This window comes from Vibrio sp. LQ2 (assembly GCF_023920125.1).
Lineage (GTDB): Bacteria > Pseudomonadota > Gammaproteobacteria > Enterobacterales > Vibrionaceae > Vibrio > Vibrio fluvialis.
The window spans coordinates 2,169,755-2,186,027 of the sequence record NZ_CP085308.1; the positions used below are offsets into that span (position 1 = coordinate 2,169,755).

At 51.9% G+C, this 16,273-nt stretch carries 12 protein-coding genes and 1 pseudogene; 10 read left to right on the forward strand and 3 right to left on the reverse strand.

The features are described 5' to 3' along the window. Window positions 1-131: 131 nt before the first annotated feature. The 10 genes and pseudogenes from LGV68_RS10145 (at window position 132) to LGV68_RS10190 (ending at window position 12,415) form a co-directional block, all read left to right on the forward strand. On the forward strand, window positions 132-1,175 hold the full coding sequence (locus tag LGV68_RS10145; protein WP_020332232.1) for a rod shape-determining protein: 1,044 nt from the start codon (window positions 132-134) through the stop codon (window positions 1,173-1,175). Window positions 1,176-1,229: 54 nt separating this feature from the next. After that, entirely contained in the window at window positions 1,230-2,117 is an 888-nt protein-coding gene (gene mreC, locus LGV68_RS10150; protein WP_047459997.1) for a rod shape-determining protein MreC, read from the forward strand. Further along, a complete protein-coding gene (gene mreD / locus LGV68_RS10155) occupies window positions 2,107-2,595 on the forward strand; it encodes a rod shape-determining protein MreD (protein WP_020332234.1) in 489 nt (162 codons plus the stop codon). Before mreC ends, mreD begins: the two co-directional genes overlap by 11 nt. Beyond that, window positions 2,595-3,171 (forward strand): annotated as a pseudogene (locus tag LGV68_RS10160) (Maf family protein). Before mreD ends, LGV68_RS10160 begins: the two are co-directional and overlap by 1 nt. Before the next feature lie 23 nt (window positions 3,172-3,194). Beyond that, window positions 3,195-4,664, forward strand: a complete 1,470-nt coding sequence (gene rng / locus LGV68_RS10165) for a ribonuclease G (RefSeq protein ID WP_020332236.1) — start codon at window positions 3,195-3,197, stop codon at window positions 4,662-4,664. Between the two features lie 11 nt (window positions 4,665-4,675). Further along, the gene (locus tag LGV68_RS10170) at window positions 4,676-8,566 is read left to right on the forward strand and encodes a YhdP family protein (RefSeq protein ID WP_252536689.1); all 3,891 of its coding nucleotides are present in this window, start codon (window positions 4,676-4,678) and stop codon (window positions 8,564-8,566) included. 10 nt (window positions 8,567-8,576) lie between these two features. Then, window positions 8,577-9,404, forward strand: coding sequence for a carbon-nitrogen hydrolase family protein (locus LGV68_RS10175; protein ID WP_203345000.1), 828 nt, complete (start codon window positions 8,577-8,579; stop codon window positions 9,402-9,404). A gap of 2 nt (window positions 9,405-9,406) precedes the next feature. Further along, complete coding sequence (gene tldD / locus LGV68_RS10180) at window positions 9,407-10,852, forward strand: metalloprotease TldD (RefSeq protein ID WP_020332239.1); 1,446 nt, start codon at window positions 9,407-9,409, stop codon at window positions 10,850-10,852. Window positions 10,853-11,068: 216 nt separating this feature from the next. Beyond that, on the forward strand, window positions 11,069-11,488 hold the full coding sequence (gene rraB, locus LGV68_RS10185) for a ribonuclease E inhibitor RraB (RefSeq protein WP_020433210.1): 420 nt from the start codon (window positions 11,069-11,071) through the stop codon (window positions 11,486-11,488). A gap of 120 nt (window positions 11,489-11,608) precedes the next feature. Beyond that, on the forward strand, window positions 11,609-12,415 hold the full coding sequence (locus LGV68_RS10190) for a hypothetical protein (RefSeq protein ID WP_252536691.1): 807 nt from the start codon (window positions 11,609-11,611) through the stop codon (window positions 12,413-12,415). Window positions 12,416-12,464: 49 nt separating this feature from the next. Here LGV68_RS10190 and LGV68_RS10195 read toward each other — a convergent pair whose 3' ends face one another. The 3 genes from LGV68_RS10195 to LGV68_RS10205 form a co-directional block, all read right to left on the reverse strand. Beyond that, window positions 12,465-12,854 (reverse strand): DUF2061 domain-containing protein, encoded by a 390-nt coding sequence (locus tag LGV68_RS10195; RefSeq protein WP_020433830.1) that lies wholly within the window; start codon window positions 12,852-12,854, stop codon window positions 12,465-12,467. A gap of 145 nt (window positions 12,855-12,999) precedes the next feature. After that, window positions 13,000-13,437 carry a universal stress protein gene (locus LGV68_RS10200; protein ID WP_020332671.1) on the reverse strand — a complete coding sequence of 146 codons (438 nt, stop codon included), beginning with the start codon at window positions 13,435-13,437 and terminating at the stop codon, window positions 13,000-13,002. Between the two features lie 107 nt (window positions 13,438-13,544). Then, window positions 13,545-16,124, reverse strand: coding sequence for a TRAP transporter permease (locus LGV68_RS10205; RefSeq protein WP_020332673.1), 2,580 nt, complete (start codon window positions 16,122-16,124; stop codon window positions 13,545-13,547). Window positions 16,125-16,273 lie beyond the last annotated feature (149 nt).

Genomic DNA, 16,273 nt, shown 5'->3' on the forward strand with positions numbered 1-16,273 from the left:
CCAAGTTAGGAATCTGTTAGAAATTGCGTGTTTCAGTCCATGTTTATACGTCAATGCCTTGCTGTGATGGCAAGGCATTGGTACATTTAGTGCAATTTTCATCTTCATATCTTGCAGGACGAGCGAAGAATATGTTCAAAAAACTTCGTGGCATGTTTTCAAACGACCTATCTATCGATTTAGGTACAGCCAACACACTTATTTACGTCAAAGGACAGGGCATTGTTCTTGATGAGCCTTCAGTAGTCGCCATTCGCCAAGACAAAGGTCGCGGCGGAAAAACCGTCGCAGCCGTTGGTCACGCTGCAAAACAAATGTTAGGTCGTACGCCGGGCAATATTTCTGCCATTCGTCCGATGAAAGACGGCGTTATCGCTGACTTCTACGTGACTGAAAAAATGCTGCAACACTTCATTCGCAGCGTACACGACAACAGCATTCTGAAACCAAGCCCGCGCGTACTGGTTTGTGTTCCTTGTGGTTCGACTCAGGTTGAGCGTCGTGCGATTCGTGAATCGGCACTGGGTGCCGGTGCTCGTGAAGTTTACTTGATCGATGAACCAATGGCGGCCGCGATCGGTGCTGGTCTGCGTGTTTCCGAACCGACGGGTTCAATGGTGGTCGATATCGGTGGCGGTACAACAGAAGTGGCGGTTATCTCGCTGAACGGCGTGGTTTACTCGTCATCTGTTCGTATCGGTGGTGACCGTTTTGATGAAGCGATCATTAACTACGTGCGCCGTAACTACGGTAGCTTGATCGGTGAAGCAACCGCAGAAAAGATCAAACACGAAATCGGTTCAGCGTACCCAGGCGATGAAGTTCAGGAGATCGAAGTCCGTGGTCGCAACTTGGCAGAAGGTGTGCCACGTAGCTTTACGCTGAATTCGAACGAAATTCTGGAAGCGCTGCAAGAGCCACTGACTGGTATCGTATCTGCCGTGATGGTTGCGCTGGAACAGTGTCCGCCAGAGCTGGCTTCTGATATTTCAGAAAACGGTATGGTGCTGACTGGCGGCGGCGCGCTGCTGAAAGATCTGGATCGCCTGTTGACTGAAGAAACAGGTATTCCTGTCGTTATCGCTGAAGATCCACTGACCTGTGTGGCTCGTGGCGGCGGTAAAGCTCTTGAAATGATCGATATGCATGGTGGTGATCTCTTTAGCGACGAGTAATGGCTTGTCAGGCGCTCGCAAGGGCGCCCGAATACACTCTAGGATTGTTATAAGATGAAGCCAATATTTGGTCGTGGACCATCCCTTCAGCTGCGCCTGTTTTTCGCGGTTGTTTTGTCAGCCAGCCTTATGCTGGCTGATAGTCGTTTAGGCGCATTCTCACATGTGCGTTTTTTACTCAATAGCTTAGTCGCTCCGATTCAGTATGCTGCCGACCTGCCGCGCAGCATGTTTGATGGTTTCTACGAAAATTTCAATTCCCGTCAGCAACTGATGGAATCGAACCGCGCGCTCAAACGGGATGTGCTGACGCTGAAAAGCGATTTGATCCTGTTGGATCAGTATCGCGAAGAAAACCAACGCCTGCGCAAGTTGCTCGGTTCCTCGTTTGTCCGTGATGAAAAGAAAGTGGTCACGGAAGTGATGGCGGTGGACACCTCGCCGTATCGTCATCAGGTGGTGATCGATAAAGGCCGGGTTGATGGTGTTTATGAAGGTCAGCCGGTGATCAACGAAAAAGGTATTGTTGGCCAGGTCACGTTCGTGGCGGCGCACAACAGCCGCGTGCTGCTGCTGATTGACCCAAACAACGCCATTCCGGTGCAGAACATTCGTAACGACATTCGTGTTATTGCCTCAGGCAACGGCCAGACGGATGAGATTCAGCTTGAACACATTGCAACCAGCACAGATATCGAAGTGGGTGACCTACTGGTGACTTCCGGTCTGGGTGGCGTTTACCCGGAAGGGTATCCGGTTGCTTACGTGTCGGAAGTGGATAAAGACACCCGCCGTGAGTTTGCCTCGATCAAAGCCAAGCCTGTGGTGGATTTTGATCGTCTGCGCTACCTGCTGCTGATTTGGCCGAACGAAGATCGTCAACAAAAAGCGATGAGTGCGGAAAATCAATCAATGACTGAGGACGTAAGCAATGGCCAATAATGATTGGGCAGGCCGTTTGGTTATCTGGGCCTCATTCTTCTTTGCATTAGTCTTGCAGACCATTCCATGGCCGGGTTCGCTGGACTTGCTCAGACCGTCCTGGCTGCTGCTGGTGACCTGTTACTGGGTCTGTGCTTTGCCACATCGTGTCAACGTCGGAACGGCGCTGGTCATGGGCTTGCTGTGGGATCTGCTGCTCGGTTCCACGCTCGGTATTCGCGGCATGATGATGTCGATTGTGGTCTACATCGTCGCGATGAACTTCCTGGTGCTGCGTAACATGGCTCTGTGGCAACAGTCGATCGTGATTGGCCTGCTGTCGATGGCGCTGGAAGTGCTGATTTTCTTCGGCGAATATTTGATTCAGGATGTGACATTCAACCCTTTGTCACTCTGGAGTGGTTTAATTAGCTGTATACTTTGGCCGTGGTTGTTTTTATTGCTGCGCCGAGTTCGGCGTCACTGGCATGTAAAATAGTGGCCAACAATGATTAATAGAAAACTGATCCTGGCATCGGGTTCGCCGCGACGCCGGGAATTGCTGTCTCAACTGGGGTATCAGTTTGAGATTCTGGTTCCCAATGTTGAGGAATCCCAGCAAAGTGACGAAAACGCAGCGCAGTACGTAGAACGTTTATCACGTGATAAAGCGCTGGCTGGTTTGCAGCTGGCGGCGGAAGACGTTGTGGTACTGGGTTCTGACACCATTGTTGTTCAGGATGGACTGGTGCTGGAAAAACCGCATGACTTTGCGGACGCACAATGGATGTTGCAACACTTATCAGGTAACCGTCATCAGGTTATGACGGCGGTAACGGTCGCTACACAACAGCAGGTTCGTTCTGTGGTAGTGACCACAGATGTATGGTTTAAAGTTTTGTCAGCAGAAGAAATCGAACAATATTGGCAAAGCGGTGAACCTCGCGATAAAGCTGGCAGTTATGGCATTCAGGGATTGGGTGGACGATTTGTAACAAGAATAGAAGGTAGCTATTACGCCGTCGTCGGGCTACCACTCTACGAAACTGACCAGCTCTTGCACGAATTCTTATAATTTAAAACTATTGAGGTGCGCTCATGAGTGCAGAGTTGCTCTTAAACGTCACGCCGAGTGAAACTCGCGTGGCGATGATTGAAGGCGGTGTTCTTCAAGAAATCCATATCGAACGTGAAGCAAAACGGGGCATTGTCGGCAATATCTATAAAGGTAAAGTCAGTCGTGTCCTGCCGGGTATGCAAGCGGCGTTTGTCGACATCGGGCTCGACAAAGCGGCTTTTCTCCATGCCTCTGACATCGTACCGCACACCGAGTGTGTGGCTGAAACCGAGAAACAACAATTTCAGGTGCGTGACATTTCTGAGCTGGTTCGCCAGGGACAGGATATCGTGGTGCAAGTGGTCAAAGATCCGCTCGGCACCAAAGGCGCGCGTCTGACCACCGATATCACCTTACCTTCGCGTTATCTGGTTTATATGCCGGGTGCCAGCCATGTCGGCGTATCGCAGCGGATTGAAAGCGAAGCCGAGCGTGAACGTCTCAAAGAAGTCGTTGCCCACTACTGTGATGAGCACGGTGGCTTCATCATCCGCACCGCAGCTGAAGCGGCGAAAGAGAAAGAGCTGGCGCAAGATGCCGCGTTCCTCAAGCGCTTGTGGTGCAAAGTGATGGAGCGTCGCGAGAAATACAAAAACCGTTCAACTCTGTATGGGGAACTGGGCCTTGCTCAGCGTATTCTGCGTGATTTCGTTGGCACCGACCTGACCAAAATTCTGGTCGACTCCCGTCTGGAATATGAAAACCTGCTGGAGTTCACGTCCGAGTTTGTGCCGGAGCTGACCGACAAGCTGGAGCTGTACGAAGGCGATAAACCTATTTTCGATATGTACGACACCGAAAATGAGATTCAGCGTTCTCTGGAGCGCAAAGTGGAACTCAAATCGGGCGGCTACCTGATCATCGATCAGACGGAAGCCATGACCACCATCGATATCAATACCGGTGCCTTTGTGGGTCGTCGTAATCTGGAAGAGACTATCTTCAACACCAACATCGAAGCGACTCAGGCGATTGCGCGCCAACTGCGTCTGCGCAATCTGGGTGGCATCATCATTATCGACTTCATAGATATGATTTCAGAAGAGCATCGTAAGCGAGTACTAACTTCACTGGATGCGGCACTGAGCAAAGATCGTGTGAAAACCAACATCAACGGTTTCACTCAACTCGGCTTGGTGGAAATGACCCGTAAACGTACGCGCGAAAGTATTGAACATGTGCTGTGTTCTACCTGTCCAACTTGTGAAGGCCGCGGTACGGTGAAAACGGTGGAAACGGTGTGCTTTGAAATTCTGCGTGAAATTACTCGTGTGAACCGCGCCTACGACGCCGACAAGTTTGTGGTGTATGCCTCACCTGCGGTCGCTGAGACCCTGCAAGGTGATGAATCACATTCACTGGCGGAACTGGAAGTGTTCATCGGTAAGGAAGTACGTATTCAGGCCGAACCTTTGTATGTGCAAGAGCAATTTGATGTCGTGATGATGTAATAGGACTACGGGTGATCTCAACCTTAACTCGCCTTGGGCGAATTGTATTGTGGCTGCTGGTCAGCCTGCTAGTTTTGTTGGCCATCGCCATCACGGCTCTGCGCGTGCTGTTACCGGAAATGAACCGCTTTAAAGGCGAAATTCAGGACTGGGTCAGTGAGCAGAGCCATATACAATTTGTGATCACGGATGTGCGTGGTTTCTGGCGAAACACGCACCCCTCTCTGGCTCTGCAAGGTGTGCAGGCCAATCTGCCGGATGGAAGCAAAATTCAGTTCAACACCGGGCGGATTGACGTCGAATTCGACTTGGTACAAACCGTCCTGCAACGTGAACCAGTTATCGCGAATCTGATTATTCATCAGCTCAAGCTGGATATTCGTTCCATTGACTGGACGCGTCTCAATCAAGCGGACGATTCGGCCAGTGACTCAAGCGAATCGAATGCGCAGAGCAAAATTCTGCAGCGTCTCGATGACCTGTTTTTGCGTCAGCTCGACGATTTCACCGTGCAAGATTCCACCGTGCTTTACCAGACTCTGGCGGGCGATATGCGCCAACTGGACATCGATAAGCTGCACTGGAAGAACAAAGGTAAACGCCACTTTGCGGATGGTGAAATCAGTATCGCTGATACTGAAATTAACTCATTGCAAGTGAGTGCTAACTTCGAAGACCACGGTTCGCTCGGCGATATCTCCGGTGATTTCTACGTCAGTGCTGACAAGCTACGGGTACGCCCTTGGTTGAGTCGCTATTTGAAAGATGAAACGGGCATCGAGCGTGGCGTAGTCAGCTTTAATGCCTGGATGACGCTGAAAAACAGCCAGCCTGTCGACGGGTATGTGGAACTCAAACCGTCTGAGTTGGTGTGGCAGGAAAATGAGCGTCATGAACTGCTGCTGGAATCAGGCATTGTGCAACTGTCGCCGACCGAAAAAGGCTGGCAGGTAAATGCGCACTCACTTCAACTGCGCACGGACGATACGCCTTGGCCGGAAGTGGACGCTGCGCTTGACTGGCAACCCCAACAATGGCGCCTGAATGTGTCGCAACTCGACATCAAAGCCCTGCTGCCATTGATCAAACTGGTGCCAGAATCCAAACAGACAAATCAACTGCTGGAGCAACTGAAACCCAGCGGCCTGGTGGAAGACTTGCGGATCGCACAAGGAGCTGATGAGACGCCGCTGCGTTACTCGGCCACGCTGACGGATGGTGCGATGGCGCAATGGGAACTGTTGCCAGAAGTGCATCATCTGCAGGCTCAAATTTCCGGTACGCCGACCAAAGCTGTGATCAAAGCCTCTCTGGTTGATGATGAGCTGCCCTATGGCGACGTGTTCCAGGCGCCACTCAATATTCGTCAGGGACAAGTGGACTTGGTGTGGCAAAGTGATGACGCCGGCTGGTCGTTGTGGGCCGATAAAGTGACGGCGGCAACGCCGGATCTGCAGGTGCTTGGTGCGTTTCGTCTCGATTTCCCCAAAGAGAAGAGCCCATTCCTGTCGTTTTATGCTGAAGCGGACGCTTACAACGCAGGCGAAACCTGGCGCTATCTGCCAACGCTGGCGCTTGGTCATGACCTGACAGACTACCTTTCTACTGCGATTCAGGGCGGCAAAGTCAAAACCGCCAAGCTGGTGTGGTACGGTGAGTTGGGAGATTTCCCTTATCGTCATCACAACGGTATCTTTCAGGCTTGGGTCGGACTGCAAGACGGTAAATTCAGTTTTGATACCGCCTGGCCGGCGATCACCGACATGCAGCTCGATCTGTTGTTTGAAAATGACGCCATGTACCTCGACTCGCATTCAGCCACTTTGATGGATGTGAAGGCCAAACGCATTACCGGCCGCATTCCTGAACTGGCGCCAGATGGGCATATTGAAATTGAAGCGACCGCGGTTGCTCAGGGCAATGCGGTACGCGATTACATGACCGCGACTCCGCTGGTGGACTCGGTGGGCGCCGCACTGACCGCGATTCAGGTCAGCGGTGAGGTCAACTCCGAGTTTCAGCTCAACATTCCGTTTACCACGGACAAAGAGCCGCGCGCCTGGGGCTGGGCGGATCTCAAACGCAATCACGTTGAAATCGATTCACCGCCCATGACGCTCGAAGCAGTCTCGGGCCGAATCAAGTTTGACAATGATGTGGTGACGGCTGCCGGGCTGTCGGCCAAACTGCTGGATCAACCCATCTCGTTTGATTTCAAAGGGGAGAGTGCCCAACAAGGCTATGCGGTGAATATCGATTTGGTGGGTGACTGGGACATTAAGCCGTTAACACCTTATGTCGGCAGTCGCTGGCTAAGCAGGTTGCAGGGTGACGCTCCTTGGCAGATGGGGGTGGATATTCAGCTCAATGATGTGGGTTTCACCTATCAGATTGATGCACAAGCGAACCTCAAGCGCGTGGCCAGTCGTTATCCGTACCCGCTGAGTAAAGCCATCAATACACCGGGCAGTGCACGTTTGCAGGCTTCGGGTAATCAGGAAGCGATTTCCGCGCGGCTGCAGCTGCCCAATGCTAAATATCAGGCTGAGATCGACATTACCAAAAAGACACCGGTACTGACCGCTACCAATTTAGTGTTGGGTCAGGGCAGTTTCAAAATCAGTCCGGTTGTCGGCCATCACGCGCAGGTGCGTACGGATAAATTCAATCTGGATGACTGGATCTCCGTAGCAAGTGACGAACCTCAGACGAAATCCACTAAGCCCGCAGCACTGGATTCCCTTAATACGCCGGAGATTCCGTTGCCGCAGCGGGTTGATTTGAAGGTGAAAGAGCTGACTCTGGCCGGCATTGAGTGGCATGACGTCAATTTCACTGCGCGGGAAAAAGATCTCGGCTGGCTGATGAACATTGATAGCCAGGAAGTGAATGGTCAGGCCAACTATATTGAACCTTATGACCTGTCGGTATCGCTGAAGCGTTTGCACGTGTATCTGCCGCAGTTGGACAACAGCGCCGGCAAAGCGCCGCTGGTGGATGTTGATAAACAAAATACCCCACTGATTTCAGACTTTGATCGCCAGTTCCATGCGCTGATGCCGAACCTGACTCTGGTGATCGACGATTTCTGGCTGCAGGGTTATAAAGTCGGCAAGCTCAACATGGATTTCGAGCGTCATGGTAATACCTTGATGTGGAAACGCATCGACGTCGCCAGTGGAACCAACCAAGTGCATATCAACGGCAGTTGGACACTCACCGATACCACCAGTCGAACCGAAATGAATCTGGACATGAAAGGTGACAACAACAGCGACCTGATGGAGCGCTTTGGTATCAGCTCAGGGATTCAGAAAGCACCGTTTGAGATGTCGAGCCGTACCCAATGGGATGGCGCGCCGTGGTCGATGAAAATCAATACGCTACAGGGCAATCTCGAGACTAAACTGGGTAAAGGAGTGATCTCCAATGTCAGCGGTGCTGCGCGTCTGCTTGGTCTGTTCAGTCTTGATTCGATCATCCGCAAGATGCAGCTCGACTTTAGCGACGTGTTTGATAAAGGGATGGCGTTTAACTCGATTACGGGCAGCGGTGAGTTGTCGCAGGGCGTGTTTGTCACCAATAACATCAAGATGGATGCGGTGGCCGGTGAAATGACCATCAAAGGCCTGGCCGATCTCAATACGCGCATGGTCGACGCTGAAGTGAATTTCGTGCCGGATATTACTTCCGGCATTCCGGTACTCACCGCTTTTGCGGTAACCCCGGCCACAGCGCTGTATGTGCTGGCGGTGACCACGGTGATATCACCCGTAGTCGAGATCTTCACTCAGGTTAACTACGAAGTGAAAGGCCCGCTCGACTCTCCGACGGTGAAAGAGCTATCGCGCAGCAGAGGCGAATTCAAGTTACCGAAAAAACTCAGAAAGCTGGTTGAATAAGGATAAACACATGGAACGTGTCGGCATCATTCAAATGACCTCAGGCCCGGTCGTCGCAGACAATCTGGCCTACATCGCGACGCAAGCCAAAGCGCTGGCGGCTCAGGGAGCGACTTGGCTGGTGACGCCAGAAAATGGGGTGGTGTTTGGCACTCGCAGCGATTATCACCAACACGCTGAGCCGATGGGGGATGGCCCGATTCAACGTGAGCTGTCCGACATTGCGCGCGCGAATCAGGTTTGGCTGCTGGTGGGCAGTATGCCTGTCGCACGTGCTAGTGGCGTGACCACTACATCGATTTTATTTAATCCACAAGGCGAAGCGGTAGCACATTATGATAAGCTGCACATGTTTGATGTGGATGTCGCCGACAGTCACCAACGTTACCGCGAATCGGAAACCTTTACGCCGGGCGATAGATTGACGGTGGTTTCGACGCCGTTTGGTCAGTTGGGACTGTCGATTTGTTATGATGTGCGTTTCCCGCATCTTTATTCGCAGCTGCGTCGTCAGGGCGCGCAAATTTTACTGGTGCCCGCGGCGTTTACCGCAGTCACCGGACGTGCGCACTGGGAAGTGCTGCTGCGCGCCCGAGCGATTGAAACCCAATGTTGGGTCGTCGCGGTCGGCCAGGGTGGGCATCATCCTTGTGGCCGTGAGACCTGGGGACATTCAATGGTGATTAACCCATGGGGTGAAGTCGTGGCTTCGCTTGGGCAGGAGGCGGCCACGTTGGTCGCTGACATCGATTTGCATCAGGTGGCTCAAGTCCGCCTGACCATGCCTATCATTGAGCACACGCGCTTTGATAATCAATTTAAAGAGAAAAAGAGTTAGCTATGAGTATTACCCGAATTGAAGAAGCACTATTAACCCCCGCAGGGCTGACAGAGCAAGATATCGCTGACACTCTGGCGACCATCGCTACTCGTGAAATTGATTATGCGGATATTTACTTTCAGTCCAGCTGGCATGAGTCACTGGTGCTGGAAGACAGCATTATTAAAGACGGCTCGTTCAACATCGACTGCGGTGTTGGTGTGCGTGCTGTGACAGGCGAAAAAACCGGTTTTGCTTACTCTGATCAGATTCAGTTGGAAGGCTTAAAGCAGAGCGCGATTGCGGCTCGCGGTATCGCTCAGCAAGGCCAGAATGGCCGTGTTCAGGCGTTTAAACGTTCTGACAATCAAAGCTACTACGCGGCAGACAACCCGCTGCAAAGCTGGGAAAAGCAGAAGAAAACCGAACTGTTGATGCAGTTGGATGCTTACATTCGGACCAAAGAGCCGCTGATCCAGGAAGTTTCCGTCAGCCTGAGCGGCGTCCATGAGCAGATGCTGGTGGCGGCAACTGATGGCACTTATGCAGGCGACATTCGTCCGCTGGTACGCCTGTCAATCAGTGTGCTGGCACAGAAAGGCGATCGCCGTGAGCGTGGCAGCGCGGGTGGCGGTGGCCGTTTCAACTACGATTACTTCCTGACCGAAGAGAATGGTCAGAAAATGGCGTTTGCTTACGCGGATGAAGCGATTCGTCAGGCATTAGTGAACTTAGAAGCTGTTGCGGCTCCTGCGGGCACTATGCCTGTGGTTCTGGGGTCAGGTTGGCCGGGCGTGCTATTGCACGAAGCGGTTGGTCATGGCCTGGAAGGCGACTTTAACCGCAAAGGCTCGTCGGTGTTTTCGGGCAAAATGGGCAAGAAAGTGACCTCAGATCTGTGCACCATCGTCGATGACGGTACGCTGAAAGATCTGCGTGGTTCCCTCAACGTCGACGATGAAGGTGTCAATGGTCAGTACAACGTGCTGATCGAAAACGGTGTGCTGAAAGGCTACATGCAAGACAAGCTCAACGCACGCCTGATGGGAGTGGCGCCAACGGGTAACGGTCGCCGTGAATCATACGCACATCTGCCGATGCCACGTATGACCAACACCTACATGCTGCCGGGTCAGCATACGCCGGAAGAGATCATCTCAACCGTGAAAAAAGGCGTCTACGCACCCAACTTTGGTGGTGGTCAGGTGGACATCACCTCCGGCAAGTTCGTGTTCTCTGCATCGGAAGCGTACCTGATTGAAAACGGTAAGGTGACTCGCCCAATTAAAGGTGCCACATTGATCGGTTCGGGTATTGAAGCGATGCAGCAAGTATCGATGGTGGGCAACGACCTGAGCATTGACCGCGGCGTTGGAGTGTGTGGTAAAGCAGGGCAGAGCGTGCCGGTAGGGGTTGGACAACCCACACTCAAACTCGATGCGCTGACCGTTGGTGGCACCGAGTAACTCTTTTGAAAGCTGCGTTCAACGCAGCTTTTTTGTTCGCTCTCGAAGTTGATGCCAAAGGGGCGAGCGCGCGCCGTAGCATTTGCGACTATTTTTGGCTCTGACAACCAGAAAGATCGCGCGGAGATCGTTTTGTGGGTAGCAATTCGTGACGATCCGTGCCATATTTCGTCGCACTGAAATTTGATCCAACTTAACCATTCTGGAGCCACATTTATGTCTCACGAAGATGAATATCTGTCCGTTGAAGATTTTATTGAGATTCAAAAAGAAGAGACTCGCGACATCATTCAAGCGTTGCTCGAGGACGGCAGTGATCCAGAAGCTTTGTATGAGATCGAACACCACTTCTTTGCTGAAGATTTCGACAAGCTGGAAAAAGCTGCGGTTGAAGCATTCAAACTAGGTTTTGAAGTTCTGGAAGCCGAAGAAGCAGAAGATGAAGACGGCAGCAAACTGCTGTGCTTCGATGCCACAATGCAATCTGTGCTGAATCCGGAAGCGATCGATGCACAAGTTGAGAAACTGGTGAATCTGGCGGAAAAATACGACGTTATTTACGACGGTTGGGGCACTTACTATGAAGGTGAAGATGCACTGTATGCCGACGAAGACGAAGATGACGACGAAGAATAATTCGTAAAGCATCGTACGATACCAGCCCTCAGGCTGGTATTTTTTTATGCAACATGGGTTTGTAACCGCGAAATGAACTGTGTTTAAATGGCGCAAACCCGCACGACGTGATCATTGACTATGCAGCTTTCCCTCGCCGGACTCTGGCAACTTTCTCCGCTGACCGATTTATCCATTCCTCAGGACGACATTACCTTTCCTGCGCCACTCAGTGCAGTGCTGCCGGAAGCGTTGTCTGAAGAGACGATTGCCACGCAAGAGTGGCACCTGATGCACGATATCGAAGTGGATGATGTGCTGCTGGGTTTTGCGGCGATTGATCTGGTGCTTGAAGGGGTCGATTACCATGCCGAAGTACGCCTCAATGGCGTGGCGCTGTTTGATTGTGATGGTTCTCAGTCGGTGTACAAAAAAGATATCCGTCCGCTGATCAATCCGGGACGCAACCGCTTTGAGATTCTGTTTCTTGAACAGGAAGAAGAGTGGCTGATTGATGACGAGGATGATTCTGGGGAGTTGTGTTCACTGGCACAAACCCAAGTGGAACCTTACGATTCCCGCATCGGGATTTGGCGTGCGCCTTATCTGCAATGTATTCGTCATCTTCGCCTTGAGCATGTGGCGACGGAGCAAATCTGGCACCATGGCGGAGGGTGTGAGCTGTTGGTGAACCTGTTTTTCACCACGTATTCGCCTGGTCTGGTATCCGCAGCGGTGCGTTTTGATGGTATGACCTACCATTTACCCATTGATGTGCGTAGTGATCATGCCAGTGCTCTGTTTCAGGTCGAAGCACCGAAATATTACGATGCGGAGCACCCGAACCCCGGCGATCTTTACGATGTCAGTGTGGAACTCGATGGTCAGCGTCAGGCCTTTAAGTTGGGCCTCAGCCACGATCTGTGTGTCACCCATTTCCCGGTGTGAATTCTGAATAACACAAAGCCCCGTTTAAGCGGGGCTTTGTGTTTCTATCTTAGTGGGCACATTGCCAAGGCGTAGAACCCGCGTGTTTGCTTTGCCATACTTTTTCATGGAAGTAGTAAGCACAAGTGTTAAAGCTTGGTTCAATCAGCGCCATTACACCACCCACCAGGAAGCTACCGGTCAGAAGGTAGGCGACGTTGAACGCAACGGTAAAGTGAATCACAGCAAAACTGGCAGTTTTGAGGCGAGGATTCGAGGCGTAACGTTGCAGCGGTGCATATTGGTTCCACGCTTTTTCGTGGAAGTAGAAGGCAACCGTATTCACCATTGGTTCGAGCATCGCGATCAGGCTACCGATGATGATGTCACCGGTTAGGGCGTACGCGACGGTAAAAGCAATGCTAAAGTGGATAGCGGCAAAACTCAGCGTCTTTTTCATGGTAATCGTCCAATCTCGTTTCTCTTAGATGGGTTTATTATTGATAATTATTCTCATAAAAGAAAATGGAAATGAACGATTAGTTTGATAGTTAAAAACTAATAAAAAAGGCGCATTGAGCGCCTTAAGCTATTAATTCTTAGTTTCAGCCTTGCGGCTTGACCACCAGAACGTTGATTGGGGAGTGTTCCACCACTTTACTGGCGACGGAACCGAGCATCACTTTGTCGATCCGCGAGCGTTTATGGCTTGGCATCACGATCAGGTCAGCCCCCAATTTTTCGGCGTAGTCGAGAATGGTGGTGTAAGGTTTACCTTCGGCGACGTGCAGTTTATACACTACGTCTTCCATTATGTGCTTTTCCGCGAACGCTTTAAGCTGCGCGCGCACATCGTCTTTCATCTTGGCGGCGGCATCTTTCGGAAAGTATGTCGCGACCATAGACATATGAATACCTGGCAGCACGTTAAGCAGGTGTAGCTCCGCATTGGAATGTTTCGCATGCCATACAGCAAGCTGAACGGCTTTGTCGGAAAAGCCTTTTTCATTCAAATCAACAGGAACAAGGATGTGTTTATACATTATTCGTTATCTCTGTTTAGGTTGAGCCTGACGGCAACAGTTCGTTGGCTTAAGTATATGCCCTGCTGACGCAGGGCATTTTGATTAAGCGCGGATTTTGTTAAACATTAACTACGAATAGCTTCTTTGGCGGCCCGTCGTTTCTGGTTCCAGCCTAAAAGCAGAGTCAGCAGCAGCGCAGGCACGAACACCCACTCTTTCATCGGACGATCGCTATCCACTACGATAGAACGGATTTCCCAACCGAAATCGATCCCAGCAGATTCAGCCGGACTGCCGAATTCCACCATGTCGATCATCATACGGTTCTTCTCGTGATTGAGCATCAGACCCATAGACGCGATACGATCCTGCGCGGTCGTTGCTCTGTCATCAAACGGCAGTAGCACGGTTTTCGACACATAGTCTCCATCCAGCGTTTCGCCCGCGACCAGCATTGCGATCGATTGACCAACCGGAGTTTGCTCAACGATGTGTTCCAATTCCGTTCCCGGATAGAGGGTTTGCGCCGGGTAAATCATGTCCCACCAGAAACCCGGGCGGAAGAAGGTAAACGTCAGCAGCAGCAGCGCCAAAATTTCCCACCATTTGGTCTTGGTAAACCACCAGGCTTGCGTTGCTGCCGAGAAGAGCAGCATCGCTATGATGGAGGATCCGACCGTCAACGCGAGATGCCACCAAGTGTCGATACCCATCAGGAGCAACTGAGTATTGAACACGAACATAAACGGCAGAATGGCCGTTCGAATATCGTAGGCAAAGCCCTGAATACCAGTGCGGATCGGATCCGACTTAGCGATCGCCGCTGCGGCAAACGCGGCCAAGCCCACTGGTGGCGTATCATCCGCGAGAATACCGAAGTAGAACACGAATAAATGCACGGCGATGAGCGGAATGATCAAGCCATGTTGCGCGCCCAACGTCACGATAACCGGAGCCATCAGAGTCGATACTACGATGTAGTTGGCGGTGGTTGGCAGGCCCATTCCCAGGATCAGACTGATGACTGCAGTAAAGATCAACATCATGATCACGCTGCCGCCGGAGATGAACTCAACGAAGTCGGTCATCACCAGGCCAATCCCCGTCAGCGTGACCACACCGACAACTGTACCCGCCGCCGCGGTGGCAACACCGATACCAATCATGTTGCGCCCGCCTGAAACTAGACTTTCAAGCAGGTCGGTGACCCCTTCCTTCGCTTGCGAAGCCAGATCACCTGACTGGTTAAAGATAGCCATCAATGGGCGCTGCGTGAGCAGAATAAAGATCATGAACACCGTGGCCCAGAATGCAGACAGACCCGGTGAGAAACGCTCAACGGTCAGGCACCAGACCAGAACCACGATCGGCAGCAGGAAATGCAGCCCTGATTTAACGGTCGGGCCAGTATCAGGAATTTCCTGAATGTCTTCATCGATGTCCATTCCGCCTTCAGAAGCGTATTTGGACGAGATGCGCACCAACAGGACATAAACCAGCAACAATGCCACCGTGACAATCGGTGTGGCGGCAGCGCCAAACACATCTTTGGTCCAGCCAACGCCGTAGTAAACCACGGCACTGATGACACACAGACCGAGAATGGTGCCAGTAAACGACAACAAGCTTTGCAGCAGAGTCGGGTTGTGACGACGCGGAAGGCCTTTCATTCCCGCCTTACACGCTTCCAGGTGCACGATGTAAATCAGAGCGATGTAAGAGATCAATGCAGGCAGCAGTGCCGCACGAATCACTTCCACATAAGATATCCCGACATATTCAACCATCAGGAATGCTGCGGCGCCCATGATAGGCGGCGTAAGCTGACCGTTGGTTGAGGCGGCGACTTCTACCGCACCTGCTTTGGTGCCCGGAAAGCCGACACGTTTCATCAGCGGAATGGTAAAGGTACCAGTAGTCACTACGTTGGCGATGGAGGAACCGGAGACCAAACCCGACAGACCCGATGCCACTACGGCTGCTTTCGCCGGGCCGCCGCGCATATGGCCGAGCATTGAGAATGCGACTTTGATGAAGTAAGCCCCGGCGCCCGCTCGTTCCAGCATGGCGCCAAACAGCACGAACAGGAATACGAAAGAAGTGGATACGCCCAGTGCGACACCGAATACGCCTTCGGTGGTCAGCCACAGATGAGACATCGCTTTATTCAGGCTCGCACCTTTGTGAGCGATAACTTCCGGCATATACGGGCCCGCGAAAGTGTACAGCAGGAACACGGCTGCAACCGCCATCAACGGAGGACCGAGTGCCCGACGGGTAGCTTCCAGCAGCAGCAACATCCCCATAACCGACACCACAACATCGAGAGTCGTCGGTGCGCCAGAGCGGCTTGCCAGCTGTTCATAGAAGATATAGATGTAGGCGGCGGAAAAGCTTCCGGCCAACGCTAAAATCCAGTCTGCCAGCGGAATGTGATTGCGTGATGAGTTCTTCATTGCCGGATAGGCAGTGAAAGCGAGGAAAATAGCAAAGCTGAGGTGAACAGCTCGAGCTTGTGTATCGTTGAGTACGCCAAAATCGAAAATGAACGGCAGCGGAGAAGCGTACCACAACTGGAACAGCGACCAGCATAACGGCACCAGCCACAGAATGCGGCCCGGAATGCCCTCTGGATTCCTTGCGCCTGTATCAGCTTGTGCAACCATCTCTTGCACATCTTGCGACGGAGTATTTGTCTGCGTCATGTACGTTATCCTTATTATTTGATGGTCTTAAAAGAGAAAGGTGGCTTTCTTAAACGGTGTAAAAGCCAAGTTGAGCATGGTGTCTAAGTTCGATTTCGCATCAGACCCAGAACCAATATCAATAAGGAGGCACCAGGCCTCCTTATTTA